This is a genomic window from Streptomyces sp. NPDC029216, assembly GCF_040648015.1.
GTDB lineage: Bacteria > Actinomycetota > Actinomycetes > Streptomycetales > Streptomycetaceae > Streptomyces.
Genome location: NZ_JBEZWL010000024.1, coordinates 1 through 24,335, shown reverse-complemented (window position 1 = coordinate 24,335; position 24,335 = coordinate 1). Strand labels below are relative to the sequence as shown.

Annotated in this window: 28 protein-coding genes and 1 pseudogene; 5 read left to right on the top strand and 24 right to left on the bottom strand. The window is 71.1% G+C overall.

Going from position 1 to position 24,335, the window contains the following annotated elements:
- Positions 1 to 5: 5 nt before the first annotated feature.
- The 19 genes from AB0F18_RS12355 to AB0F18_RS12265 form a co-directional block, all read right to left on the bottom strand.
- Entirely contained in the window at positions 6 to 545 is a 540-nt protein-coding gene (locus tag AB0F18_RS12355; protein ID WP_362058257.1) for a (2Fe-2S)-binding protein, read from the bottom strand.
- A complete protein-coding gene (locus AB0F18_RS12350) occupies positions 536 to 1,255 on the bottom strand; it encodes an NAD(P)-binding domain-containing protein (RefSeq protein ID WP_362058254.1) in 720 nt (239 codons plus the stop codon). The genes AB0F18_RS12355 and AB0F18_RS12350 overlap by 10 nt, the downstream gene beginning before the upstream one ends.
- Complete coding sequence (locus AB0F18_RS12345; RefSeq protein ID WP_362058251.1) at positions 1,192 to 2,676, bottom strand: aldehyde dehydrogenase family protein; 1,485 nt, start codon at positions 2,674 to 2,676, stop codon at positions 1,192 to 1,194. The genes AB0F18_RS12350 and AB0F18_RS12345 overlap by 64 nt, the downstream gene beginning before the upstream one ends.
- Before the next feature lie 26 nt (positions 2,677 to 2,702).
- The gene (locus tag AB0F18_RS12340; protein ID WP_362058248.1) at positions 2,703 to 3,443 is read right to left on the bottom strand and encodes a type 1 glutamine amidotransferase domain-containing protein; all 741 of its coding nucleotides are present in this window, start codon (positions 3,441 to 3,443) and stop codon (positions 2,703 to 2,705) included.
- A gap of 69 nt (positions 3,444 to 3,512) precedes the next feature.
- A complete protein-coding gene (locus tag AB0F18_RS12335) occupies positions 3,513 to 4,259 on the bottom strand; it encodes a MinD/ParA family protein (protein WP_362058245.1) in 747 nt (248 codons plus the stop codon).
- Positions 4,259 to 5,518 carry a PP2C family protein-serine/threonine phosphatase gene (locus AB0F18_RS12330; protein WP_362058242.1) on the bottom strand — a complete coding sequence of 420 codons (1,260 nt, stop codon included), beginning with the start codon at positions 5,516 to 5,518 and terminating at the stop codon, positions 4,259 to 4,261. The genes AB0F18_RS12335 and AB0F18_RS12330 overlap by 1 nt, the downstream gene beginning before the upstream one ends.
- Complete coding sequence (locus AB0F18_RS12325; protein ID WP_362058239.1) at positions 5,500 to 5,964, bottom strand: ATP-binding protein; 465 nt, start codon at positions 5,962 to 5,964, stop codon at positions 5,500 to 5,502. The genes AB0F18_RS12330 and AB0F18_RS12325 overlap by 19 nt, the downstream gene beginning before the upstream one ends.
- Before the next feature lie 32 nt (positions 5,965 to 5,996).
- Positions 5,997 to 6,308, bottom strand: coding sequence for an STAS domain-containing protein (locus tag AB0F18_RS12320; protein WP_362058236.1), 312 nt, complete (start codon positions 6,306 to 6,308; stop codon positions 5,997 to 5,999).
- Between the two features lie 16 nt (positions 6,309 to 6,324).
- Entirely contained in the window at positions 6,325 to 8,457 is a 2,133-nt protein-coding gene (glgX, locus tag AB0F18_RS12315) for a glycogen debranching protein GlgX (protein WP_362058233.1), read from the bottom strand.
- On the bottom strand, positions 8,454 to 8,798 hold the full coding sequence (locus AB0F18_RS12310; RefSeq protein ID WP_362058230.1) for an STAS domain-containing protein: 345 nt from the start codon (positions 8,796 to 8,798) through the stop codon (positions 8,454 to 8,456). Before AB0F18_RS12310 ends, glgX begins: the two co-directional genes overlap by 4 nt.
- 40 nt (positions 8,799 to 8,838) lie before the next feature.
- On the bottom strand, positions 8,839 to 10,662 hold the full coding sequence (locus tag AB0F18_RS12305; protein ID WP_362058227.1) for an AGE family epimerase/isomerase: 1,824 nt from the start codon (positions 10,660 to 10,662) through the stop codon (positions 8,839 to 8,841).
- 1 nt (position 10,663) lies between these two features.
- A complete protein-coding gene (locus AB0F18_RS12300; RefSeq protein ID WP_362058224.1) occupies positions 10,664 to 11,095 on the bottom strand; it encodes a VOC family protein in 432 nt (143 codons plus the stop codon).
- On the bottom strand, positions 11,095 to 11,706 hold the full coding sequence (locus AB0F18_RS12295; protein WP_362058221.1) for a DJ-1/PfpI family protein: 612 nt from the start codon (positions 11,704 to 11,706) through the stop codon (positions 11,095 to 11,097). The genes AB0F18_RS12300 and AB0F18_RS12295 overlap by 1 nt, the downstream gene beginning before the upstream one ends.
- On the bottom strand, positions 11,699 to 13,315 hold the full coding sequence (locus AB0F18_RS12290) for a GMC oxidoreductase (protein WP_362058218.1): 1,617 nt from the start codon (positions 13,313 to 13,315) through the stop codon (positions 11,699 to 11,701). The genes AB0F18_RS12295 and AB0F18_RS12290 overlap by 8 nt, the downstream gene beginning before the upstream one ends.
- 12 nt (positions 13,316 to 13,327) lie before the next feature.
- On the bottom strand, positions 13,328 to 13,711 hold the full coding sequence (locus AB0F18_RS12285; RefSeq protein ID WP_362058215.1) for a nuclear transport factor 2 family protein: 384 nt from the start codon (positions 13,709 to 13,711) through the stop codon (positions 13,328 to 13,330).
- 16 nt (positions 13,712 to 13,727) lie between these two features.
- Positions 13,728 to 14,183 (bottom strand): nuclear transport factor 2 family protein, encoded by a 456-nt coding sequence (locus AB0F18_RS12280; protein ID WP_362058213.1) that lies wholly within the window; start codon positions 14,181 to 14,183, stop codon positions 13,728 to 13,730.
- A 13-nt stretch (positions 14,184 to 14,196) separates the two neighbouring features.
- A complete protein-coding gene (locus tag AB0F18_RS12275; RefSeq protein ID WP_362058210.1) occupies positions 14,197 to 14,628 on the bottom strand; it encodes a nuclear transport factor 2 family protein in 432 nt (143 codons plus the stop codon).
- 34 nt (positions 14,629 to 14,662) lie between these two features.
- Positions 14,663 to 16,309, bottom strand: coding sequence for a thiamine pyrophosphate-binding protein (locus AB0F18_RS12270; protein ID WP_362058207.1), 1,647 nt, complete (start codon positions 16,307 to 16,309; stop codon positions 14,663 to 14,665).
- Positions 16,310 to 16,328: 19 nt separating this feature from the next.
- The gene (locus AB0F18_RS12265; RefSeq protein WP_362058204.1) at positions 16,329 to 17,153 is read right to left on the bottom strand and encodes a type 1 glutamine amidotransferase domain-containing protein; all 825 of its coding nucleotides are present in this window, start codon (positions 17,151 to 17,153) and stop codon (positions 16,329 to 16,331) included.
- Between the two features lie 279 nt (positions 17,154 to 17,432).
- Between AB0F18_RS12265 and AB0F18_RS12260 the strand changes: the two genes are divergently transcribed.
- The 5 genes from AB0F18_RS12260 to AB0F18_RS12240 all read left to right on the top strand — a co-directional run bounded on the left by AB0F18_RS12260 (position 17,433) and on the right by AB0F18_RS12240 (position 20,877).
- A complete protein-coding gene (locus AB0F18_RS12260) occupies positions 17,433 to 17,705 on the top strand; it encodes a UBP-type zinc finger domain-containing protein (RefSeq protein ID WP_362058201.1) in 273 nt (90 codons plus the stop codon).
- A gap of 95 nt (positions 17,706 to 17,800) precedes the next feature.
- The gene (locus AB0F18_RS12255; protein WP_362058373.1) at positions 17,801 to 19,450 is read left to right on the top strand and encodes an FAD-dependent oxidoreductase; all 1,650 of its coding nucleotides are present in this window, start codon (positions 17,801 to 17,803) and stop codon (positions 19,448 to 19,450) included.
- Between the two features lie 55 nt (positions 19,451 to 19,505).
- On the top strand, positions 19,506 to 19,997 hold the full coding sequence (locus tag AB0F18_RS12250; RefSeq protein ID WP_362058198.1) for a hypothetical protein: 492 nt from the start codon (positions 19,506 to 19,508) through the stop codon (positions 19,995 to 19,997).
- Between the two features lie 77 nt (positions 19,998 to 20,074).
- Positions 20,075 to 20,404, top strand: coding sequence for an antibiotic biosynthesis monooxygenase family protein (locus AB0F18_RS12245; protein WP_362058195.1), 330 nt, complete (start codon positions 20,075 to 20,077; stop codon positions 20,402 to 20,404).
- A complete protein-coding gene (locus AB0F18_RS12240) occupies positions 20,401 to 20,877 on the top strand; it encodes a group II truncated hemoglobin (protein WP_362058192.1) in 477 nt (158 codons plus the stop codon). The genes AB0F18_RS12245 and AB0F18_RS12240 overlap by 4 nt, the downstream gene beginning before the upstream one ends.
- A gap of 53 nt (positions 20,878 to 20,930) precedes the next feature.
- Here the strand turns inward: AB0F18_RS12240 and AB0F18_RS12235 are convergent, their stop codons facing one another.
- From AB0F18_RS12235 to AB0F18_RS12215, 5 genes and pseudogenes are all read right to left on the bottom strand, one after another.
- The gene (locus AB0F18_RS12235; protein ID WP_362058189.1) at positions 20,931 to 21,299 is read right to left on the bottom strand and encodes a barstar family protein; all 369 of its coding nucleotides are present in this window, start codon (positions 21,297 to 21,299) and stop codon (positions 20,931 to 20,933) included.
- Entirely contained in the window at positions 21,296 to 21,751 is a 456-nt protein-coding gene (locus AB0F18_RS12230) for a ribonuclease domain-containing protein (protein ID WP_362058186.1), read from the bottom strand. Before AB0F18_RS12230 ends, AB0F18_RS12235 begins: the two co-directional genes overlap by 4 nt.
- 58 nt (positions 21,752 to 21,809) lie before the next feature.
- Complete coding sequence (locus AB0F18_RS12225; RefSeq protein ID WP_362058370.1) at positions 21,810 to 22,826, bottom strand: sugar-binding domain-containing protein; 1,017 nt, start codon at positions 22,824 to 22,826, stop codon at positions 21,810 to 21,812.
- A 138-nt stretch (positions 22,827 to 22,964) separates the two neighbouring features.
- The gene (gene rpe / locus AB0F18_RS12220; protein ID WP_362058183.1) at positions 22,965 to 23,651 is read right to left on the bottom strand and encodes a ribulose-phosphate 3-epimerase; all 687 of its coding nucleotides are present in this window, start codon (positions 23,649 to 23,651) and stop codon (positions 22,965 to 22,967) included.
- A gap of 87 nt (positions 23,652 to 23,738) precedes the next feature.
- Positions 23,739 to 24,335: pseudogene (locus tag AB0F18_RS12215) on the bottom strand (rRNA cytosine-C5-methyltransferase); the annotation flags it as partial.

Below are 24,335 nucleotides of genomic sequence, written 5' to 3'. Positions count from 1 at the left end.
CGCGCTCACCGCCCCTCGGCCGAAGGCACGGCGGGTGCGGCGGAGCCGTCGGCTCCGGCGGGCGCGGCGCAGGCGCGCTGCACGCCGCGGACCACGCTGTGGTAGCCGGTGCAGCGGCAGAGGTTGCCGGTGAGCCACTCGCGGATCTCGGGCTCGGTGGGCGCCGTTCCCGGGGCGGCGTTCTCGACGAGCTCGCCGAGGGCCATCACCATGCCGGGGGTGCAGAACCCGCACTGGGTGCCGTGCTCCTGGCGCAGGGCCTCCTGGAGGCCGGTCAGCTCCCCGCCCCGGGCGGACACCCCCTCGATGGTCGTGACCTCGGAGCCGGCGGCGGAGGCGGTGAGGATCAGGCAGCTCTTGACGGACCTGCCGTCCAGGCGGACCACGCAGGTCCCGCACTGGCCGGTGTCGCAGCCGACCTTGGTGCCGGTCAGTCCGAGTCCGTCGCGGAGCCGTTCCACGAGGAGTTCGCTCGGCCGCGCCGCGAACTCCTCGGGTCTTCCGTTCACGTGGAGGGTCAGGGTGGGGGCGGGTGTCAGATCCATGCGAGCGCCTGCGCTTCCGTGAGCGACCGGTTGAAGAGGGGGCCGCCGGGCTGCTGGAGAATTCCTCCGGAATGCAGCGGTCCGGTGTCGACCGCGGCGAATCCGAGATCGGTGATGATTCCCGCGACGATTTCCTTCGCCTTCGGTTCGTCGCCCGCCGTGTAATGCGCAAGGCGCTCACCTCCGGCTTTCCCGGCGACGGCGAGGGTTTCGAAATGCATGGTGTTCAGGGATTTCACGACCCGGGCTCCCGGGTACCACTCGGCGACGAGCTCGCTGGAGCCGCGTCCGCCCAGGTCGGCGGGGGTGCCCGGGCCGCTGAAGGCGTTGGTGGAGTCCACCAGCACCTTGTCCTGCACGACGTGCGGGGGCAGCAGCCCCCGCACGCCGGCGAAGGGCACCATCAGCACCAGGAGGTCGGCCCGGCCCGCCGCCTCGACGGGGCGCGCCGCGGTGGCGGCGGGCCCCAGTTCGGCGAGCAGGGGGGCGAGGGAATCCGGCCCGGTGGCGTTGGCGAGGACCACCTCGTGGCCTGCCGCCACCAGGATCCTCGCGAGGGTCGAGCCGATCCGCCCGGTGCCGATGACGCCTGTCCGCATTGAGGCTCCTCGATCGCTCGGTCCGGCCGTGCCGGACGTCGGTCCGTTCAGTCCATGCCGATCCAGACCGATTTGGTCTGGGTGTAGCTCTCCAGGGACTCCGGGCCGCACTCGCGGCCGTAGCCGGAGGCCTTGTAGCCGCCGTAGGGGACGGAGGGGTCGTACTGGTTGTAGCAGTTGACCCAGACCGTGCCGGCCTTGATCTGCGAGGCGACCCGGTGGGCCCGGCGCAGGTCCTTGGTGTGGACCCCGGCGGCGAGGCCGTACGCGCTGTCGTTGGCGATGCGCACGGCGTCCTCCTCCGTGTCGAAGGGGATGACCGACAGGACGGGGCCGAAGATCTCCTCCTGGGCGATCCTCATCCCGTTGTCGACGCCGGTGAAGACGGTGGGCAGGAAGTACAGGCCCTGGCTGGAGGCGCCCTCGGGGGTCCAGCCGGTGCCGCCGGTGCGCAGCAGCGCGCCTTCCTTCTCGCCCACCTCGATGTAGGAACTGACCTTGTCGAACTGGGCCCGGTGGGCCAGCGGCCCGAAGAGGGTCTCCGGGTCGCGCGGGTCGCCGGGCTTGAGGGCGGCGGCCCGGCGGACCAGGCGTTCGACCAGCTCGTCGTGGATGGGGCGCTGGAGCAGCAGCCGGGAGCCGGCCGTGCAGATCTCGCCCTTGTTGTAGTAGATGCCGAAGAAGGCGAGTTCCTCGGCGGCGTCGAGGTCGGCGTCGGCGAAGACGATGTTGGCGGACTTGCCGCCGAGTTCCATCGTCACCTTCTTCAGGGTGCCGGCCGACTTGCGGATGATCGACTGTCCGACGGCGGTGGAGCCGGTGAAGGCGATCTTGTCGATGCCGGGGTGGCCGGTGAGGGTCTCTCCCAGCTCCACCCCGGGTCCGGTGACGACGTTCAGCACGCCGTCGGGGATCTCCGCCTCCTGGAACAGCTCGGCGATCTTCAGGGCGGTGAGCGGGGTGGCCGGGGAGGGCTTGTGGACGACCGTGTTCCCGGCCGCGAGGGCCGGGGCGATCTTGGTCATCGACAGCAGCAGCGGGAAGTTGAAGGGGGTGATGGCGCAGACCACGCCCAGCGGTTCGCGCAGCGTGTAGGCGAGCTGCCCGCCGGCCGGGGCCCTGGAGGAGCCGTCGACGCGGGTGACCGCACCCGCGTAGTAGTGCATGAGCTGGGCGGCCATGGGGGCGTCGACGGTGCTGGAGAAGGCGAACGGCTTGCCCATGTCCACCGTCTCCAGAAGGGCGATCTCCTCCAGGTCCCGTTCGATCAGCTCACCGACGCGGTTCAGCCGCAGTGCGCGCTCCTGGGCGGACAGCCGGCTCCACGGACCCTCCTCGTACGCCGTGCGGGCGGCCTCGACGGCGGCGTCCGCGTCGGTCGCGGCGGCTTGGGCCACCGGCACGATCTCCTGTCCGTCGATCGGGCTGATGTCCGGTTCCGTACGGCCGTCACGGGCCGGGACCCACTGGCCGCCGATGAACAGCTTGCCGGGGTGGGCCAGCGGGTGGCCGCTGAGCTCGCGCTTGGTCATGGCTGCACCTTCCGGTGTCGCGGGGGCTAGGCCTCTTCGAGCTGCCGCAGGAACGTCTCGGCGAGGGCCTTGGAGGAGTAGGGGTTCTGGCCGGTGGTGAGCTTGCGGTCGACGACGACGTGCGAGTCCCAGATCACGTCGGCCTTCTCGTAGCGGGCGCCGAGTCTGGTGAGCTCGGCCTCCAGGATCAGCGGGAGCCGGCCGGCCATGTTGGTGACCAGTTCCTCCTCGTGGGAGAACGCGGTCATCCGGTATCCCTCGAACGGCCAGCGGCCCTCGCCGTCGCGCAGCGAGAGGAGGGCGGTGTGGCCATGGCAGACGGTGGCGAGGGGTTTGTCCTGGGCGATGGCCCAGCGCAGTACCTGCGCCAGTTCGTCGGACTTCGGCAGGTCGCCGATGGCCCCGTGGCCGCCGCTGATGTAGAGGGCGTCGTATCCGGCGATGTCCTTCTCGCCGAGGGACTCGATGGCGAGGGGGTGCCGGAGCTGGGGGGTCCGCTCGATCACGCGGACGTACTCGGCCGCTTTGGCGGTGTCCTCGTCGGGGGAGCCTGCGGGGCGCACGTACTGCAGGTTCACGGGGTCGATGCTGGTCTGGTCGACCGTGGGGGTGACGCCCCCGATCGTCGCCACGTCGACGGTGTGGCCGGCGGCCTGGAAGAGGGTGAAGGGAACGACGAATTCCTCGGCCCAGAAGCCCGAGGGGTGCTGCTCCCCGTCCAGGAGGTGGAGGGTGGCCTTTGCCGTCAAGACGACGAGAATCCTCATGATTCTCTCCTTGTTCTGGATTCGCTGCCGATTCAACACGCCCCTCTGGAGGCGCGTAAGGGGGTGACGTCAGGCCCGCGATACTTCGTCACGTGCGTCCAACGCCGTGAGGATCGAACGGAATTCACCGACCAGGGGGTGGTCGGGGAACGCCTCGGCGAATATGCGTTCACCGTAGAGGGCCGCCATTTCCGGTACGTACGGGAGGATTCCGGCCAGGGGGGTGCCGTATACCTCCTCGGCGCGCCGGCGGACGGTTTCGTGGTCGACGCCCTCGGGCGCCATGCTGAGGACGAGGGCGCGCCGGCAGGCCAGCCGCCCGGCGAGGGCGATGGTCTCCTCGACCCCGGAGAGGTCGATGCGGTCCGCCCTCGTCATGATCAGCACGATGTCGGCGCTGCCCATGGCGGTCACCGACTCGTTGTTGAGCCCGGCGTGCGTGTCGAGCAGCAGGACGTCCAGCGCATGGCTGCGCGCCAGCCGCTCGAAGCCCTCCGGGAGCAGTCCGACGTCGTACCCGGTGGCCATCAGCTCGCGCAGGGCCGCAGTCCCGGTCCGGGCCGGTACGACGTACAGCCCGGGCACCGAGGTCCGCCGGGCGGCGGCCTCGATCTCGCAGCGGCCGAGCAGGTAGTCGGCGAGCGAGCCGCTGCCCGGGGCGAGCCCGAACAGCAGGTCCAGGGTGGGTGACTGGAGGTCGGTGTCGACGACCCCGACCCGCCGGCCGGCCGCGGCCAGTAGCAGGGCGAGGTTGGCGAGCACCGAGGACTTCCCGGTGCCCCCGCGGTGCGAGTGCACCACGATGGTCCGGGTCATCACGCCACCACCCGGTAGCCGGTCCCGTCCGCATGCGGCCCCCGCGCCGCACGTGGCCGGTGCAGGGCCAGCATGGTGACGTCGTCGTGCTGTTCGGCGGTGCCGGTGTGCTCGCGCACCGCCCGGTCCATCAGGTCGACCACGTCCCGGCCGCTCGCCGGGGGGCCGGCGAGCAGTTCGAGCATCCGATCGTCACCGAGGAAGTAGCCTTCGGGGCAGCGGGCCTCGGGCACTCCGTCGGTGAACACGAAAAGGGTGTCGCCCGGGTCGAGCTGGGCGTAGCCGAGCGTGTAGACGCAGTCGGGCAGGACCCCGACCGCCGGTCCCGTGACCTCCAGGGCCCGGGTGCCGGAGCCGTCGCCCGAGAGCAGCAGCGGCGGGTTGTGGCCGCCGTTGATGTAGACGAGGCTGCCGGTGTGGGGGTCCAGGACGCCGAAGAAGAGGGTGGCGAAGTAGCCCTGCCGGAGGTGGTTGCGGGTGAGGTAGCCGTTGGTGGCGGTGACCGCGTTGAGCAGCGGGGTCGCGCCGACCACCGGGGTGCGCCGGCTGCCGCCGGTGCGGCCCGCGGCCATCAGGTGCTGGAGTCCGCTGTTCTCGGCGGTGTGGCGCAGCAGGGAGCGGATGAGCGCCATGAAGAGGGCGGCGCCCACTCCCTTGTCGCAGACGTCGGCGACCACGAGGGCCAGTCTGCGGCCCCGGGAGATCTCGAAGACGTCGTAGAAGTCCCCGGCGACCTGCCGGGCCGGCCGGAAGCGCACGTCGATCTCCCAGCCGGCGGGCACGGGCAGCGATTCGGGCAGGAAGCCGGCCTGGATCTCCCGGCCGATCTCCAGTTCCTTCTCGTAGCCCATGAGTTCGGCGCGGGCGTCGGCCTCCTGCACGGTGCGGCCGAGTCCGGCCCGTTCGGTGCAGCTGTGCAGCCGGGCCGCGACCAGGGCGGGCAGGAAGGGCGGGACGAGGTAGTCGTGGCCGAGGCGGACGTGCCGCTCCAGGGCGGTGAAGTCCCCCACGGTCCAGGCGACCACGATCGGCGCGCCGGCCCAGCGGCGCAGCCGGCGCACGACGGTGCGCACGGTGTCCCCGTCGGCTTCGGCGGGGACGAGCAGCACGTCCCCGGCGGGCAGTGCGTCCAGGCGCTCGCGCAGCAGCTGCGGCAGGCTGGGGGTGACGAGTTCCGCATCCATCAGCCGGAGCGCTTCGAGCAGATCGGCCGGCGGCAGCGGGTGCACGTCCAGGATGATCACGGTTGTGGAGGGCATGCGTCCGTCCCCTCAGCCTTGACGGTCAGCGTGCTGATGTTGCGACCGTCCCTGCGGGCATAGGTGTACGAATCCACGCTGGTCAGGGCCAGGTGGATGCCGAGGCCGCCGACCCGCCGCCGTTCCGGGGGGATCCCGGGGGCGGGGGGCAGGCGGCCTGCGACGGGGTCGAACGCGGGGGCGGTGTCCTCGATGACGATCCGCACCCCGTCGGGACCGGAGCGGCCGAGGACGGTGATCCGTCCCTCGCCGCCCCGGTACCCGTGCATCACGATGTTCGTGGCCAGTTCGTCCACGGCCAGCCGGATCCGGTAGGTCGCCCCGGTGCCGAGGCGGGCCCGGGCGGCCAGCCGCAGGACGAACGCGGCGATCTCGCCCAGTGCCCCCACGGTGGCGGGCACCTCCAGTACGGCGGGCTTCCTCGCCAGTTCGACCACGTCACTCACCGGCCCGGGCGCCCTGCTCGGTCGTCGGTGACTCAGTCATCGGAGATCACGATGCTGCGGTCGAGACCGGCCGTGCGGATGGTCCGCGAGACCGGCTCGATGGCGCCGACCACCTTGATGGTGACGTGGTCGGCGACCTTCTGCTGGGCGAAGACCAGGGAGCGCAGCCCGGCGCTGGCCATGTAGCCGACGCCCGCCATCCGGATCTCGACGGTGCTGGTGCCGTGGCCGGCGGCCTTCTCGATGGTCTGGTGGAACTCCGGCGCGGTCTTGGCGTCCAGCTCGCCCGTCAGTTCGATCACGGTGGTGTCGCCCTCGATGCTCAGGGACACGGAAAGCGGCATGTCAGGTCTCCTTCGGTCACTCGGGGTCGTTGGCGCGGCCGACCAGGATCACGACCGAACGCGGGCCGATCAGGTACTTGCCGGCGTTGTCGAGCTCCTGCTCCGTGCCCGGGGTGCGGATGTCGTGCGGGGCCTCGGCGCCGGTGTCGGCGAACAGGTGCCAGCTGCGGCCGTGGGGCAGGGCGGGCAGTTCCAGGTCGTGCGCCTCCCAGTGGGAGTTCATGGCGACGTACACCACGTCCTCGTCGACGGTGCCGCAGCGGGCCACCGCGATCAGGCGGCTCTCCGGCGACCAGTCGGGCTGCCAGGCCCGCTCCCCGTGCCAGCTGATGTCCGGCAGCCCGAGGCTGTCGCGGAGCCGGCCGGTGGGGTGGGTGGTGGAGCGCAGCTCGCGGTGGCGGCCCCGGAAGGCGATCATCTCGCGGGTGAACCGGAGCAGTTCGGCGTTGTCGTCGACCTGGTCCCAGTCGAACCAGGACAGCTCGTTGTCCTGGCAGTAGGTGTTGTTGTTGCCCTGCTGGGTGCGGGCCACCTCGTCGCCGGACAGGAGCATCGGGATGCCCTGGCTGGTGAGCAGGATGGCGATGGCGTTCTTCATCTGGCGCAGCCGCAGGGTGTTGACCTCGGGGTCGTCGGTGGGTCCCTCGGCCCCACAGTTCCAGCTGTTGTTGTCGTTGGCCCCGTCGTTGTTGCCCTCGCCGTTGGCCTCGTTGTGCTTGTCGTTGTACGAGACCAGGTCGGCCAGGGTGAAACCGTCGTGGGCCGTCAGGAAGTTGACGGAGGCACTGGTCCCGCGGCCGGAGTAGAGGTCGGGCGAGCCCGCGATGCGGGTGGCCAGCTCTCCGGTGACCCCGGGGTCGCCCTTGAGGAAGCGGCGCACGGTGTCGCGGTACTTGCCGTTCCACTCGGCCCAGCGGCCGTAGGCCGGGAAGTTGCCGACCTCGTAGAGGCCGCCGGCGTCCCAGGCCTCGGCGATGAGCTTGGTGTGCCGCAGGACCGGGTCGAAGGCGAGCATCTCCAGCAGCGGCGGGTTGGGCAGCGGGGTGCCGTCCAGGTCCCGGCCGAGGATGGCCGCGAGGTCGAAGCGGAAGCCGTCGACGTGGTAGTCGGCGACCCAGTGGCGCAGACAGTCGAGCACGTAGTTGCGCACCACGGGGTGGTTGCAGTTGACCGTGTTGCCGGTGCCGCTGAAGTTGAAGTAGTACCCCTCGGGCGTGAGCATGTAGTACGTGGCGTTGTCGAGGCCCTTGAAGGAGATGGTCGGGCCCTGCTCGTTGCCCTCGGCAGTGTGGTTGAAGACGACGTCGAGGATGACCTCGATGCCGGCCGCGTGCAGGTCCTTGATCAGGGTGCGGAACTCGTCGCCCTGCATCCCGTAGCGTCCGGTGGCCGCGTAGCCGGCCTTGGGCGCGAAGAAGGAGACGGTGTTGTAGCCCCAGTAGTCGTAGAGCTTCTCGCCGGTCTCCGGGTTGCTCCGCGGGTTGTCGCTCTCGTCGAACTCGAAGACGGGGAGCAGTTCGATGCAGTTGATCCCGAGCTCCTTCAGGTACGGGATCTTCTCCCGCAGCCCCGCGAAGGTGCCCGGGGCGGTGACCTGCGAGGAGGGGTGCCGGGTGAAGCCGCGCACATGGGCCTCGTACACGACGAGGTCCTCGGCGGGGATCCCCAGCGGGGTGTCGTCGCCCCAGTCGAAGTCCTGGAGGCAGACCCGCGAGCGGTACTGGTAGCCGCGGCTGCGGTCCGGCTCCACGCCCCACACGTCACGGCCGGCGATCAGCCGGGCGTAGGGGTCGGAGAGGACCTGGCGGGCGTCGAAGCGGTGGCCGCTGGCCGGGTCGTAGGGACCGTCGGCCCGGTAGCCGTACTCGATGTTCTCGTGGTCGAGGCCGAAGACCGTCATGGAGAAGACGCTGCCGGTGCGGAATTCCTCGGGGAACTGCAGCTCGGCCATCGGCTCGGGCTCTCCGCGCTTGTAGATGACCAGGGTCATGGAGGTGGCCTGGTCGGAGAAGACGGAGAAGCTGACCCCGCCGGGGACCACGTTGGCCCCGAAGGGGAACGGCTTGCCCGCGCGGACGCGGTACCCGCCCACCTCGTGGGTCGGGTACGCGTCCACGCGCAGCACTCGTTCGGAGCGGGCCTCGCTCATCGCGCGGCCTTGGCCCGGCCGGCGGCGGCCGCGGCCTCGCCGGCCTCGAAGAAGTCGAGGAAGCCGGTGGCCGACATGACGAACCGGACCTCCTCGCTCACCCCGTACAGGGTGACGGCGACGCCGGCGTGCTGGGCCTCGCGGTAGACGACCAGCAGGGTGCGCAGGCCGGCGCTGGAGACGTAGGTGACGGCGGTCAGGTCGATGCGCAGCGGCCGGTCCTCGCGGACGAGCGGCAGCAGGGTCTCCAGCAGGGTGCCGGAGGTCTCGCTGTTGATCTCGCCGGTGGCGACGAGGACGGTGCCCGTCTTGTTGCGGCGTTCCTTCACGTTCAGACTCATGTCGTGCTTCCCCTCTGGTTGGGGCGCCCCCCGTTGGGCACTACTTCTGGGTCACCGGCCGGAGCCGGACCTTGACCTTGATCCGCCCCTGGACGTCGGGGAGGTGGACGGTCAGCTCGTCGGCGTCGAACTCCTCGTACGGCTTCTCGTCGATCTCCACGGACGCGATCCGCACCGAGCCCGCGGGCAGCAGGTCGGGCGAGACGCGCAGCGTCCGGCCGGGCAGGTCGGTCGGGTCGGGCTGGAAGTGGAAGTCCATCTCCCGGCCGTTGATGAGCAGGTTGTTGTAAACGGCGGCGAGGTAGCACAGCTCCGCCGAGTGGTACATGGACATCGAGTGGCTGCCCTTGAGCCGCTCGGTGCCGAGCAGGTACGGCGTGCCGCTGGCGAGCACGTTGAAGTACACGGCTCCCTCGTCGTGGTCGAGGAAGAAGGTGTTGTAGAAGGCCTGCGCCTGGCGGGCCTCGCGCAGGGTCGCGTCACCGCCGACGGTGCCGTTCAGGATGAGGTAGGCGAGGATCGCCTGCTCCTGCTGCCACCAGGCCTTGCGGTCGTGCCAGGCGAATCGGTACGCCTCCTGGTCCCCCTCCTTCACCCGCTCCACGACGTCGTACCAGCCGCCGCGCTGGCGGTCGCTGCCGACGGCCGGCATGATCTCGCCGATCTTGCGGGCGAGTTCCTCGTAGGCGGGCTTGGCCTTCAGCGAGTTCATCCGCATCAGGTTCCAGGCGATCTTGAGGTTGTGCCCGACGACCGCGCGGTTCTGCTGCCAGCTGTGCGCGGTGTCGTGCGACCAGTCGCGGAAGAAGCGCTCCTGGACGAACGGGCTGTTCTTGTAGTCCGGGAACTTGTCCGCGATGGTGTCGAAGGTGTACTCCAGGAAATCGGCGTACTTCTGCTCGCCGGTCGCCAGGTACAGGTTGATCAGGTACGCGGGCGCGTGGTCGCCGACCGAGTTCCAGTTCTTGCGCTCGGCGTTCTCGCCGAGGGACTCGTGGTCGGGGCTGAAGAGGATCGGGTCGATGTGCGAGAAGTACCCGCCCTGCTCCGGGTCGAGGAAGAACTTGTCGAACAGGCGGATGGTGGCGTCGGCGTCGTTCTTGATCCGGACGTCGCCGGTGACCCGGTAGGTCTGGATGGGGCCGGCCAGGGCGTAGATCTGCTCGTACATCGGGATCGCGTCGTAGTCGTCGGAGAACTCCGAGGTGAACAGCTTGCGCTCGCTGTCCCCGTCGACGCTGATGCCGTGGTACCAGTAGACGACGTCTTCCTCGGTGTCCACGACCCGCATGTGCTTGCGCAGGTACTCCGTGCCGCGCTCGGCGACCTCGAGGTACTCGTCCTTGCCGGTCAGCAGGTAGGCCGAGGCCATGCCGTAGACCAGGCGGGAGATGGTGTCGGTCTCCTGGACGTGGCTGGCGGTCTTGTCGCCGCCGAGCCGGATCTCGGTGCGGTACCGGGTGAAGTCCACCGGCCCGTCGCCGAACTGCGCCCGCTTGTAGAAGTCGGCCAGGGACTCGATCTGCCTCACCCACCAGCCGGCCTCCTCGAAGCGGTAGTCCTCGGCGCTGCGGCCCAGGAACACCAGCCGCTTGGCGTCGAAGCGCCCGCCCTGCTCGGGGTAGTGGACCCCGTAGGCGAAGAGGAACCGGCCGGCCGAGAGCATCTCGTCGATGTGTCCCGAGGCGTCGATGTACGGCTCGTCCAGGTTGCGCACCAGCTCGGCGCTGGGACCCGAGGCGAGCGAGACGTCGAACTCCCGGTCGTCCGCGGTCTTCAGCCGCAGCAGCCGCGACGCGGAGTCGAAGCGGACGACGTAGCCCGCGATCGTGTCGGAGAAGGAGAAGCCCAACGAGCCCGCCATGTCATGCACCGTCCTTGTCGTGTGAGCGGTCGTCCTCGAATCCCTGACTGACCTCGACGATCACCCCGTCGGGATCGCGGACCCACACGGTCCGCCAGCCGCAGATGAAGTCGTCGAAGTCCAGCGGCCCCAGGGTCACGTCGGCGGCGTCGCCCAGTTCCGCGAGGAACGCGTCGACGCTGTCGGTCTGGAAGGCCAGGTGGCGTATCCGGCCCGGCGCGGGCGGGCCGTCGTCGTTCGCCGTACGGGCCGGCTCGGCCGCCGCCTCGAAGAGCTCCAGGTACGCGTCCCCCTTGCGCAGGAACACGATCCGGGCCTCCCCGAGGTCGACCACCCGGGCCCGGGTGAAGCCGAAGTAGCGGGTGTAGAACTCCTCGGTGCTCTTCTGGTCGGCGCAGTTGAGGCCCACGTGCGACCAGACCATGGGCCCCATCAGACGCTCCCCCGGCCCCGGGACGCCGCGAGGAGTTCGATGATCCGGCGGGCGAAGAGGTGGTGGTGGGCGCCGGTGCGGCCGGTGACCAGGTCCCCGTCGACCACCACGTCCTCGTTGACGTACTCGGCGCCCATGTTGCGGACGTCCCCGATGAGGTTGTTGTGGCAGACCACCTTGCGGCCGCGCACCTTGTCCGGGATGGACGAGGCCAGCCACATGCCGTGGCAGATGATCCCCTTGAGGACGGTCGGCTCCTCGAAGGCCCGGCGCAGGAACTCGGTGGCGGGCGCCAGCACGTCCACGTCCTCGGTGTAGCGCAGCCGGTCGGCCACCATGCCCGAGGGCACGATCACCGCCGCGTACCGGCGCAGCTCCTCGTCGCCGATCCCCTCCAGGGACATGTCGGCGGTGAACGGCGCCCGGTACTCGTGGCCGGAGAAGGTGATGGAGTCGTTGCCCCACAGCCGGGTCAGGAAGTCGACCCGGGCACCCTCCTCGGCGAACCGGCGCTGGTAGTAGAAGATCTCCGGCTCGTAGAAGTCGCTCTCGACCAGGACCGCGATCCGCGTCCCGCTGAGCGCGCCCTCGCGCAGTACGACGTCAGGCACGTCGGGCCCCCCTGTTCCGGCCGGTGAGGAAGTCCGCCGCGCGCTCGGCGATCATCGCGATGGCGGTGTGGCAGTTGCCCGACGGGACGGCCGGCATCACACTGGCGTCGACGACGCGCAGGTTCCGCACACCGTGCACCCGCAGCTCGGGGTCGACGACGGAGAGGTCGTCGACGCCCATGCGGCAGGAGCCCGCCTGGTGGTGGTAGCTCTCCGCCTTCTGCCGTACGAAGGTCCGCAGCTCCTCGTCGGTGACGGCGCCGGCCCCTGGCTGGAGCTCCTGCTTGTACCAGGGCGAGAAGGCGGAGGTGGCGAAGATCTCCCGGGCCAGCTTGACGCCCTGCACCATGCGTTCCAGGTCCCAGCGGTCGCCCAGGTAGTTCGGGTGGATCAGCGGGTGGGCGAGCGGGTCGGCGCTCGCGAGCCGGATCCAGCCGCGGGAGACCGGGCGGACGACGCCGGGGAGGATGGACACCGTGTTCGGGTGGTCCTGGCCGACGATCACGTCGAAGGGGACGTGGACGAAGGCGATCTGGAGGTCCGGGGCGGGCAGTCCGGGCCGGGAGGACAGGAACAGCGCGCTCTCCGACAGGTTCTGCGCCGGCGCCGGGAGCTCCTGGGTGACCTCGGCCATGAGTCCGGTCAGGACGTGGTTGTGGAAGTTCTCGCCGACCCCGGGCAGGGCCGCGGTGACCTCGATGCCGTGCTCGCGCAGCCGCTCGGGGTGGCCGATGCCGGAGAGCAGCAGCAGCTTCGGGGACTCGATCGCCCCGGCGGCCACGATCACCTCGCGCCGGGCCCGTACGGTGTGCGCCCCGGGGGCCGCCGCGGTGCTGTGGCCGTCGCGGACGGTCCGGCCGGGGACCTCGGCCGGGGGCCGGAGCTGCACGTACTCGACGCCGGTGCAGGTGTCCCCGTCGAAGAGCAGCCGGGTGGACTGGGCGCCGGTGCGCAGGGTCAGGTTGGGGCGGGCGAGGGCGGGCTCCAGGTAGGCGGCGAGGGCGCCCTGGCGGCGGCCGTCGGCCACGTCGATGTGGTGCCAGCCGGTGCCGAAGAGGCCGCCGCGGGGGCCGTCGGTGTTGAAGTCGGCGATCTCGCGGTGGCCGAGCTCGACGGCGGCGTCGATGAAGGCGCGGGAGACCGGGTTGGGGCCGTGCCGCCCGGCGTTCGTGACGCGCTGGGGTCCGCCGGTGCCGGTGGTGGGGGCGGTGACGTCCTCCTGGTCCTCCAGGAGGGCGAAGTACGGCAGCACGTCCTCGTAGGCCCAGCCCGCCGCGCCCTGGTAGGCCCAGTTGTCGAAGTCCGAGGCGTGGCCCCGGATGTGCATCATGATGTAGAGGTTGCTGCTGCCGCCGGGGGCCTTGCCGCGCGGTTCGTACGTACGGCGCCCGCCCAGGCCCGGCTGCGGGACGCTGGTGTAGCCCCAGTCGACGGGCCCGCCGAGCAGCTTGTACCAGGAGGACGGGTCGTCCACCTCGGGCGGGATGCGGTCGCCGCCAGCCTCCAGGACCAGGACGGAGACGTCCGGGTCGGCGGAGAGGCGGTGGGCGAGGACGCTGCCGGCGGTGCCGGAGCCGACGATCACGTAGTCGTACTGCTCTGTGGCCACGGTCCGGTCCCCTCAGTCCTGGCTCAGCACCTGGAAGGGGACGGTGTCGTGGTAGTTCGCCATGTAGGCGATCCGGCCGTCCACGATCCGGAAGAAGTTCATGACCTCGGCCTCGATGGCCTGGCCGGAGGCGCTGACGGCGGTGAGGTGGGAGACGGCCGCGGCCTTCTCCGCGTCGACGAGGAAGTGCACCGGCTCGTTGCGGAAGGCCCGGTACATGGTCCCCATGCCCTTCATCATCGAGCGCAGGGTCTCCAGGCCCTCGATGTGTCCGGCGAGCTGCTCGTCCATGACCTGGTCGTCGGCGAACAGGTCGCACCAGCGGTCCCAGTCCCCGGCGTTGGCGTACTCGTAATATTTCCGAAGGACTTCGGTCGTGCTCTCTCGGGCGTCCATCGCGTCTCTCATCCCCCTATCGGTCCCTGCGGGTTCCGTCCGGCGCGAAGGGCGCCCAGAACTGGCTGAAGGCACTGGCCGTGTCGCCGAAGAGCCCGTCGCGGCCCTCGACGATCCGCCCGTCCCGCCACCGCATGAAGTGGAAGACCGGGTAGTCCATCCGCTCGTACGGGGAGGCGGCGGCCGGGTCGGCGCCGTCGCGCAGGGCGGTGTTGCGGCAGACGTCGGCGCTGCAGTCCGGCCCGACCAGGACGGCCTCCAGCTCCATGCGGAAGGTGCCGCCGGTGAGCTTGTGGGTCTGGCCCATCAGCTCCAGGAAGGCGTCCAGGCTCTCGTACCAGCCGGCCAGCGGGTGGTTGCCGGGCACCAGCCAGCGCAGGTCCTCGGAGTAGTACTCCAGGATGCGCGCGCGGTCTCCGGAGCCGAGGGCGCGGTAGGCGGCCTCGACCCGCTCGCGGGTCACTTCGGTCATCGCCGCCGCCCTCTCAGAGCGAGCCCGAACCGGGCATCGGCGCCAGCTCGTTGACGGTGTACTGCTTGATCAGCGGTCCGTCCTCGCCCGCCACCACCGTCCAGGTCTGGTCGGCGTCGAAGCCGAGCCACTGGCTGCGGGCGGCCGGCGGGTCCCAGATCTTCGCCTGCCAGTTGACGAGGACCCGGACGATCGCCCGGTCGCCCTCGATGACCGGCTCCACCTTGGTGACCGTGTGCACCTCGTCGAAGAACCGGTTCGTGACGGCGTCGTACCAGCGGCCGAAGCCCTGGTGTCCGAGGAAGGTGTCCTCGGGGACCTTGAACTCCAGGTCCTCGGTGATGAGCGCGAGGACCTGGTCCAGCGGGAGGTGGCGGTCCAGGGCCACGTACCAGTTCTCGGCGAAGGTGCGGATCGCGTCCTCGGTCAGCCGCTCGGCGGGCATGCGGTCTCCTCCTGTTCGGTGGGGTCCGGTCGGTTCAGATCTGGACGTCGACGAGGAACGGGCCGGGGTGGGCCAGCATCCGGTCCACGGCGGCCGCCGCCTCGTCCGGCTTCTCCACCCGCGTCCCGCCGGCGCCCAGCGCCCGGGCCAGGCCCGCGAAGTCGATCTCGGGGCGGGAGAGGTCGAAGGAGCCCGGGAAGGGGTGCTCGGCGATGTCCCGTTCCCGCCAGTACTGGGCGATGTTGTCGTCGAGCAGCCGGTACTTGCGGTTGTTGCAGACCACGAACTTGGCGTCGATCCCGTGCCGGACCGCCGTCCACAGCGCCTGGTACGTGTACATGGACCCGCCGTCGCCCGCGAAGCCGACGACGAGCCGGTCCGGGCGGGCCAGCTTGGCGCCGACCGCCCCCGGGAAGCCCACGCCCAGCGACCCGCCCCGGGTGAGGTGGTAGTCGCCCGGCCGCTCGGGCGGGAGGTGGCGGGTGACCAGCGGGGAGGTGGTGAGCGCCTCGTCGAAGACGATCAGGTCCCCGCGGGTGCGTTCGGCCAAGGTCCGCAGGAAGACGCCCATCGGCGTGTCGTCGTCCGGGGACGCCTGCCGGGCGGCACGGGCCCGCTCCCGGGTCCGTTCGTCGATCCGCGCGGCCGCCGCCGCCCGCCGGGCCGGGGTCAGCCGCTGTTCCAGTACGCCGGCCAGCGCGCGCAGCGCCTGGCGCGGGTCGGCGGCGAGCCCGAGGTCCACGGGGTGGTTCTTGGCGATCTCGTAGGCGTTCAGGTCGATGTGCACGATCTTGGCGCCCGGCCGGAAGGGGTTCTCCAGTTCGGGGAACACCTCGGGGAAGACGTAGGTGCCGACGATCAGCACCCCGTCCGCCCCGCCGACCAGCTCCTTGCTGTGCGGGCCGAACATGTGCCCGGTCTGGCCGCGGCGCAGCGGGTGCGAGGCCGCGATGTTCACCTCGGAGGAGTCGACCTCGTACACGTCGGCGCCCAGCAGCTCGGCGACGGCGGCGAGTTCGGCCTGCGCCCCGGAGAGCGAGACCCCGTCCCCGACGAGGACCACCGGGCGTTCGGCGGCCGCGAGCAGCTCGGCCGCCCGGCCCACCGAGGCCGGCGAGGGCGCCACGTCGGTGAGCGGCACGGTGGCGGGCAGGACGGGCTCGGAGTTGAGCTCGTCCAGCACGTCCATGGGCAGGGCCACGAACACCGGGCCGCGGGGCGGGGTGAGGGCGATCTTCACGGCCCGCCGGACGGTGCGCAGTACGGACCGGGGGTCGGTGACCCGGGTCGCGTACTTGGTGACGGGCTTGGCCATGGCCACCAGGTCGGAGGCCATCTGCGCGTCCATGGCGTCGTAGCGCACCCCGGCGTCGCCGGCGACCACGACCAGCGGGGTGTGGCCGCGCAGCGACTGGTAGAGCATGCCGATGCCGTTGCCCAGCCCCACACCGGAGTGCAGCTGGAGCAGGGCCGCACCGCCGGTGGCCCGGGCGTAGCCGTCGGCGATGCCGGCGGCCACGGTCTCCTGGAGGGCCAGGACGTACTGGAAGTCCGCCGCCGCGTCGACCGCGTCGAGGAATCCCTGTTCCACCGTTCCCGGATTTCCGAACATCACCGTCAGGCCGTCGGCCTTGAACTGCTCGATCAGCCTTTCCCGTCCGGGAGTGGCTTCGGAATTCATCGGACTCCCCCTCTTTTCCCTACCACCCGTAGCGGGTGAGACCGTTCTCCAGGACTTCCACGATCTTCTGCCCCGTGAGATACGAGTCGGGGGTGGAGCGGCCGGTGACGAAGGGATAGTCGACTATCACCGACAGCGGGTGGCCGAAATTCCCGTGGTAGGCGCCGCGCGGGCCGGTCGCGTCGCGCAGGATGTACTCCAGCGGGTACGGCGGCGGGCCCATGTTGAAGTCGGTGCCGAGGAATCCGGTGCCGTCCTTGTAGTCGTACTCCTTGCAGTGGCCGGTGACGTGCTTGCCCCAGATGATGCTCTTGCGGTCGCCCCAGTCGCGGGCGAAGGCCAGGCAGGCGACGCCGTAGCACTCGGCGGCCACGACCTTCCCGGCGTTCTTGAACGCCAGGATCAGGGCGTGGACGCGCTCGTTGTTGGCGAGGTCGACGATGGGGCCGCTGCCGCCGACGATCAGGATCGCGTCGTAGCCGGCGATGTCCTCCTGGAGCTTCTCCAGGTCCCGGTGGTACTGCTCCAGCTTGCGCAGGTACCCCTCGTCGCTGGTGTAGGGGCGCTCCGGCACCCACGCCTCGATGTCGAGGGGCGAGTCGAGCCGGCTCGACTGCTCGAACTCCCGGCCCAGCCGGGCGTTCTCCTCCGAGGTGACCGAACGGCCGAGCGGAGGGTCGACGAAGTTCGGGTCGAGGCTCGGCGGAAGCGCGTGCGCGCGCTTTCCGGTCGGCGTGGCGAATGTGATCTCGTAGCCCTGCTCGTCGAACTTCGAAACGGGACCGATCAGTTCCTCGGACCAGTAACCGTGTTCGGAGACAATGACCAGAATCTTTCTGCTCACAGATTCCTCCAGGCGCGGCCTGTTGTCGTTTGCGTCCACCACACTGCGTGCGCCCGGGGCCTGCGTCAAAGGGCGGGAATGCGACTTCGTGAGGTAGCGGGCAAGGTGGTGACGGCACCTCACCTAGTCGCCCGGCGAGGTCAGGAAGTACGCGCCGGACTTCCTGACCTCGGCCGGATCGCTGAACCATTTCAAGATCCCCGATTTATGGTCTGGACGCGCCGTGATCCGCGGGCGCGCCGGGTCAGGAGCGAGTGCGTGAGGAGAGGGACGGGGACGATGACGAAGGACCTGTTGTGCACACACGTCGACCAGATACGTCCGGTGAAGCCATCAGCCGAGGGCTGTGAGGAGTGCCTGCGCCTGGGGGACGTCTGGGTGCACCTGCGGATGTGCCTGAGCTGCGGGCACGTCGGATGCTGCGACTCCTCCAAGAACCGCCACGCCACCCGGCACTACAGGGCGACCGCCCATCCGATCGCGGCCTCGCACGAGCCCGGCGAGGACTGGGCCTGGTGCTACGCCGACCAGCTGATGCTGGAGCCGGCGTGAGCGCCGCCCAGGGGAGCCCCGCCTCCCCCGCCGCCGCCACGCCCGCCACGGGCACCGCCGCCCCGGCCGCCGAGCGGGCCGAGAGCCGCAAGCCCGTGATCCTGGCCGTGGACGACGATCCCCAGGTGCTGCGGGCCGTCCGCCGCGACCTGCGCAGCGCCTACGGCGACCGCTACCGGGTGCTGGGCGCCTCCTCGGCCGCCGACGCGCTGAAGATCCTGGACTCCCTCGACGAGCGGGGCCACGACCCCGCGCTGTTCCTCGTCGACCAGCGGATGCCCGACGTGACCGGGGTGGAGTTCCTGCTGGAGGCGGTCAGCCGCTTCCCGGACGCCCGCCGGGTGCTGCTGACGGCGTACGCGGAGACGGACGCGGCGATCACCGCCATCAACCGGGTGCGGCTGGACTACTACCTGCTCAAGCCCTGGGACCCGCCGCACGAGCGGCTCTTCCCGGTGCTGGACGACCTGCTCTCCGACTGGCTGGCCACCTACCGGCCGGCCTACGACGGGATCATCGTCGCCGGCCACCTGGTCTCCCCCGGCACCCACGCCGTCCGGGACTTCTTCACCCGCAACGGGCAGCCGTTCCGCTTCCTGAACGTCGAGCGTGACCCCGAGGCGCTGACGGTGATCGCCGACGCGCAGGCCGGAGCGGCGCTCCCGCTGGTGCGCTTCCCGGACGGGGCGGTGCTCTCCGCCCCGACCGACACCGAACTCGCCCAGCGCCTGGGCCTGTCCACCACCGCCTCCCGCCCGCACTACGAGTGCGTGATCGTCGGCGCCGGCCCGGCGGGGCTCGCCGCCGGGGTGTACGCGGCCTCCGAGGGGCTGTCCACGCTGATGCTGGACTCCCGCGCCCCGGGCGGCCAGGCGGGCACCTCCAGCCTGATCGAGAACTACCTGGGCTTCCCCTCGGGCCTCTCCGGCGGGGACCTGACCCGGCGGGCCACCATCCAGGCCTCCCGCTTCGGCGCCGAGATCCTGCACCCGGTGGAGGTGGTCTCCCTCACCCGGGACGACCCGGCGAAGATCCTCACCCTGGCGGACGGTACGGAGATCAGCGCGGAAACCGTGCTGCTGGCGACCGGGGTCTCGTACAACCGGCTGGACGCCCCCGGCGCGGACCGCTTCGAGGGCGCGGGCCTGTACTACGGGGCGGCGACCACGGAGAGCTCGGCCTGCATCTCGCAGCACGTGTTCATCGTGGGCGGCGCCAACTCGGCCGGCCAGGCGGCGGTGCACTTCGCCAAGTACGCGGCCCGGGTGACCATCCTGGTCCGCGCGGCCTCCCTGGACGCCAGCATGTCCCGCTACCTGATCGACGAGATCGAGCGCACCCCGAACATCGAGGTGAAGGTCCGCACGACCGTCACCGCCCTGGACGGCGGGGAGCACCTGGAGCGGATCACCCTGCACGACGCGGACACCGGCGAGGACCGGGAGGTGCCGGCCCGGTTCATGTTCACGTTCATCGGCGCCCGCCCGCACACGGACTGGCTGTCCGGGGTGGTCGAGCGCGACGAGTACGGCTTCGTCCTGACCGGCTCCGACCTGATCGCCAACGGCGGCGAACTCCCCGCGGAGTGGAGCCTGGAGCGCGCCCCCTACCCGCTGGAGACCAGCGTCCCCGGCGTGTTCGCGGCGGGCGACGTCCGGGCCCACTCGGTCAAGCGGGTCGCCTCGGGCGTGGGCGAGGGGGCGATGGCGGTCTCGCTGATCCACCGCTACCGCTCGATGGGCTGAGGGCGAACACCGCGCCCCTTGCGATCAAGAGGAGAGCGGATGCAACGTTGATTACATGATTACAGCCGAACAGAGCGAGAAGCTCCGCGCGTGGTTCGCCGAGCGCCTGCCGGTGGACGTCTACGAGTCCCTCGTCTCGGTCACCGTCGACCGGGAGGAGATCACCGTCATCGGCGCCGTCCCGGCGTCCGAGTCGGTCAAGGAGTTCCGCGAGCGCACCCGCGAGCAGCGGATGGAGGTGGCCCGCGAGGCGGAGGAGCTCTACCGCCGCAAGGTCGCCTGGGGCGTGAAGTCGGGTGAGGAGACCGTCCTCTTCACCCACCTCGCGGTCCCCGTCATGACCCGGCTGCGCCAGTCCGAGCGCCAGGTGCTCGACACCCTGGTCGCCGGCGGCGTGGCGCGCAGCCGGGCGGACGCCCTGGCCTGGTGCGTGCGCCTGGTCGGGGAGAACACCGACGAGTGGCTCCGCGAGCTGCGCGAGTCCCTCGACCAGGTCCGCCGGGTCCGCGCGCAGGGCCCCGACATCCAGAAGTCTCAGCCGGAGTGACGGAAATCCCCACCGGGCACTGATGATCCCGGAAAAGTAGCCGGGACGACCTGATCCCAGGGAGAGGCACGCACACCATGACCACCACCGTCGAGTACATCCGCTACCGGATCGCCTCGCAGGACCAGCAGGCGTTCGAGGACGCGTACGCCCGCGCGGCCGAGTCCCTGGCCGCCTCGCCCGAGTGCATCGACTACGAGCTGGCCCACAGTGCCGAGGAGACCGAGAAGTACATCCTGCGCATCCGCTGGACCTCGATCGACGCCCACCTGAACGGCTTCCGCAAGGGTGAGCACTTCCCGGCGTTCTTCCAGGCGATCCGCCCGTACGTGACGAACATCGAGGAGATGAAGCACTACCTCGTCACGGCCGTGGCGGGCCCGGGAAAGGCCGCCGGACAGTCATGAGCACCACGCCCACGATCTACGAGTGGATGGGCGGCGCGGAGGCCATGCGCAAGCTCACCGACGTCTTCTACGCCCACGCTCTGCAGGACGAGATCCTGGCGCCGGTCTTCGCGGGCATGGACGCGGAGCACCCCCAGCACGTCGCTATCTGGCTGTCGGAGGTCTTCGGCGGCCCGGCCGAATACTCGGCGCACCACGGCGGCCACATGCACATGGCCACCAAGCACCTGGGGCGCGGCATCACCGAACAGCAGCGCCGCCGCTGGGTGGACCTGCTGCTGGACACGGCCGACGAGGTCGGCCTCCCGACGGACCCCGAGTTCCGGGCGGTGTTCGTCTACTACATCGAGTGGGGCACCCGGATGGCCCTGATCTACTCGGGCCCCAACCCGCCGCCGGTGGACGCGGCGAAGGTACCGGTCTGGTCCTGGGGCCAGACCCCGCCGTGGATCCCGAAGGCGGCGAAGGACTGAAGGACCGGACGAGCAGGCCCCGCCGCCCGACAGGGCGCGGGGCCTGCCGCACGTCACGGCCGCGCGGCGGCCACGACCACCTCCAGCGGCGGCCCCTCGGACTCCCGCCAGTACGCGCCGGCCTCCTCCAGCACCTCCCGGAGGACCTCCCAGTCCCCGGGCCGCGCCCGCTCCAGCTCCTGCCACCCCGTCACGGCCACCAGCCGTCCCGCGGCCCCGGGCAGCCAGGACAGGTCGCCGAGGCAGTCCGCCAGCGCGTCCCAGTTCCGCCCGAACCAGTCGGGCAGGGCGAACGCCTGCGCGCACGCGTCCATCAGCCGCGCCTTCGTCCGTACGCCGTCCAGGTCGAGCCGCAGGACCGTCCAGCCGGCCTCCTCGGCGGCCGCGAGGGCGGGGGCGAGCGGGTGCGGGTCCATCGTCATCGGAGAACCGCCTTGAACGTCTGGTAGTGGTCGTCCGTGTAGTAGAACTCCCCGCCCTCGCCCGTGACGATCCGGCGGGCACCCCGGTCGCGCTCCCCGGGGGTCTTGACCGTGTACTCGTGGTAGTAGCCGCGCTTCTGCTTCGGCAGGGCCTTCTCGAAGTTCCCGAAGACGGTCCCGTCCTGCCGGTAGGCGTACGGCCCGCCCTTGTCGATCAGCGCGAGCACCTCCCGCGCCTGCGGGGGCAGCGCGTCGGCCCGTACGGTGGCCATCCCCTTCGCCCACGAGGGGGCCGGGGCGGCACTGGCGGCGACGCCGGAGGAGGCGCCCGTACCGGCGGGCGCGGCCTGCCGGTCCTTCCCGGCGCAGGCCGCGGCTCCCGCCAGCGCGAGGCACAGGAACAGGGCCCCCAGCGCGCGCAGCAACGACCGGGGCACGTTCCGAAAGATCATGCGCCGATCGTGCCAAATATCCGTTTTCTTAGCGAATCGCCGGGCGGTCCCGGCGCCCTCAGAGCTCGTCGGGGTCCGCCCGCTCCAGCGCCGGCCGCAGACCCGGTGCGGACTCCGTCAGCAGGTAGTCCGCCACGGCCGTGTCCGTGACCAGGCTGGTCACGAGCCCGGAGCGGAGCACCGCACCGATCGCGGCGGCCTTGCGCAGCCCGCCCGCGATCGCCACGACCTCCGGGATCCGGCGCAGCCGGTCGGCCTCGACGGTGATGCACCGCTCGCCGAGGTCCCGGCCGACCCGGCGGCCCTCGGAGTCGAACAGGTGCGCCGACATCTCGGCCGCCACGCCCAACGAGGCGTAGTGCGCCCGCTCCTCGTCCGTGAGCATGTCGTGGACGGTCGAGATCCCCGGCTCCCAGGAGCCGATGGACACGGCCGCCACGGTGACCTTGTCGAAGTACTCGAAGGCCCGCGCGATGCCCGTCTGGTTGCGCAGGGCCGCCGCCGTCGCCGGGTCGGGCAGCAGCATCGGCGCGTAGATGGGGTGCGCGTCCCCGCCGGAGACCTGCGCGGCGCGCCGTACGGCCTCCACGGACCCGCGCTCGGCCGTCCCGGCGTCGTACACGCCGGTCAGCTGGACGACCGTGCACGGCGGCAGCCGGTGCAGGGAGGCCGCCATGTGGATGGTCGACCGGCCCCACGCCAGCCCGAGGACGTCGCCCTCGTTGACGAGCTCGCCCAGCAGGTCGGCCGCGACCGCGCCGAGGTTCTCCGGATCGGGCGCGTCCTCGCTCGCGTCGGCCGGGGACTCGACCACGACGGCGTGCCGCAGCCCGTACCGGGCGCGCAGCGCGTCCGAGCGCTCCGCGTCCAGTTCCGCCGGTACCCGGATCTCGATGCGTACGAGGTCGCGTTCGAGGGCGGTCTCCAGGACCCGCGCCACCTTGAAGCGGCTCACGCCGAACTCCTCGGCGATCTGGATCTTGGACTTGCCCTCCAGGTAGAAGCGGCGCGCCATGGCCGCCGCCTGCACCAGCTCCGCGGGTCCCATCCGCAGGGCTGACCGTCCCGCCGACATTGCAGACACCGCGCTCTCCTCACTGCTGTTCACACTGTCGTGTTCACACTCTCGACTCGCCGTTCATCCTGTCAGATCCGACGGCCGTTGATCAGCCTGGACGACATCCGTTCACCGAGCCGTTCACCAACGCTTGTCTCAGTGGTCACAGGCCCAGGGCGCGGCGGCGATCGCCGCACCCGCCTGGTCACGCAGAGTCCGCACCGCGGCCGCGGGGTCCATCGCCCCGTAGACCGCGCTGCCGGCCACGAACACGTCCGCTCCGGCCTCGGCGACCCGCTCGATCGTCGTGGCCGAGACCCCGCCGTCGACCTGGAGCCACAGGTCCAGTCCGTGCTTGGCGATCAGCTCCCGGGTCCGGCGGACCTTGGGCAGCATGATGTCGAGGAAGGACTGGCCGCCGAACCCGGGCTCGACCGTCATGATCAGCACCATGTCGAGCTCGGGGAGGATGTCCTCGTACTGCTCGATCGGCGTGCCGGGCTTCAGCGCCATGGCCGCCCGGGCGCCCAGGGCCCTGATCTCGCGCGCGAGGCGCACCGGGGCGGCGGCGGCCTCGGCGTGGAAGGTCACGGAGGCCGCGCCCGCCTCCACGTACTGCGGCGCCCAGCGGTCCGGGTCCTCGATCATCAGGTGCAGGTCGAGCGGGATGTCCGTGGCACGGCTCAGGGACTCCACGACCGGCACGCCGAGGGTGAGGTTCGGGACGAAATGGTTGTCCATGACGTCGACGTGCAGCCAGTCGGCCCCCTCGACGGCCTTCGCCTCCTCGGCGAGACGGGCGAAGTCGGCGGACAGGATGCTGGGATTGATCTGAACGGCCATGCCCCAAGCCTGCCATGCCCCCCGGCCACTTCAGGCCACGGCCCCGGAACTCAGGGTTTCAATGGCGGGCCGGGGTGCCGAGGACGGCTACGCGGTGCGGCGCAGGAGGGCCAGGTACATGGCGTCCGTGCCGTGGAGGTGGGGCCACAGCTGGACGTCCGGGCCGTCACCGAGGGCCGGGACGCCCTCCATGTACGGGCGGGCGTCGATCAGCTCGGCCGCCACCGGCACGTTGCCGGCGCCCCGCCCCTTGAGGACGTCGTCCACCACCACACGGGTCTCCGCCAGGTGCGGGGAGCAGGTCGCGTAGCCCACGACGCCGCCGACCCGCACCGCGGACAGGGCCTCGCGCAGCAGGGCGCGCTGGAGCGGCGCGAAGCCCTCCAGGTCCTGCGGGCGGCGCCGCCAGCGGGCCTCGGGGCGGCGCCGCAGCGCGCCCAGGCCCGAGCAGGGGACGTCCATCAGCACCCGGTCGAAGGAGCCCGGCCGCCACGGCGGGCGGGTGCCGTCGGCGGCGATGACCTGGTACGGGCCCGGGTTGCCGGCCAGCGCCCGCTCCACGAGCCGGGCCCGGTGCGGCTGCTTCTCGGAGGCCAGCAGGAAGGCCCCGCGCTGCGCGGCCAGCGCGCCCAGCAGCGACGCCTTGCCGCCCGGGCCCGCGCAGCCGTCCAGCCAGCGCGCGTC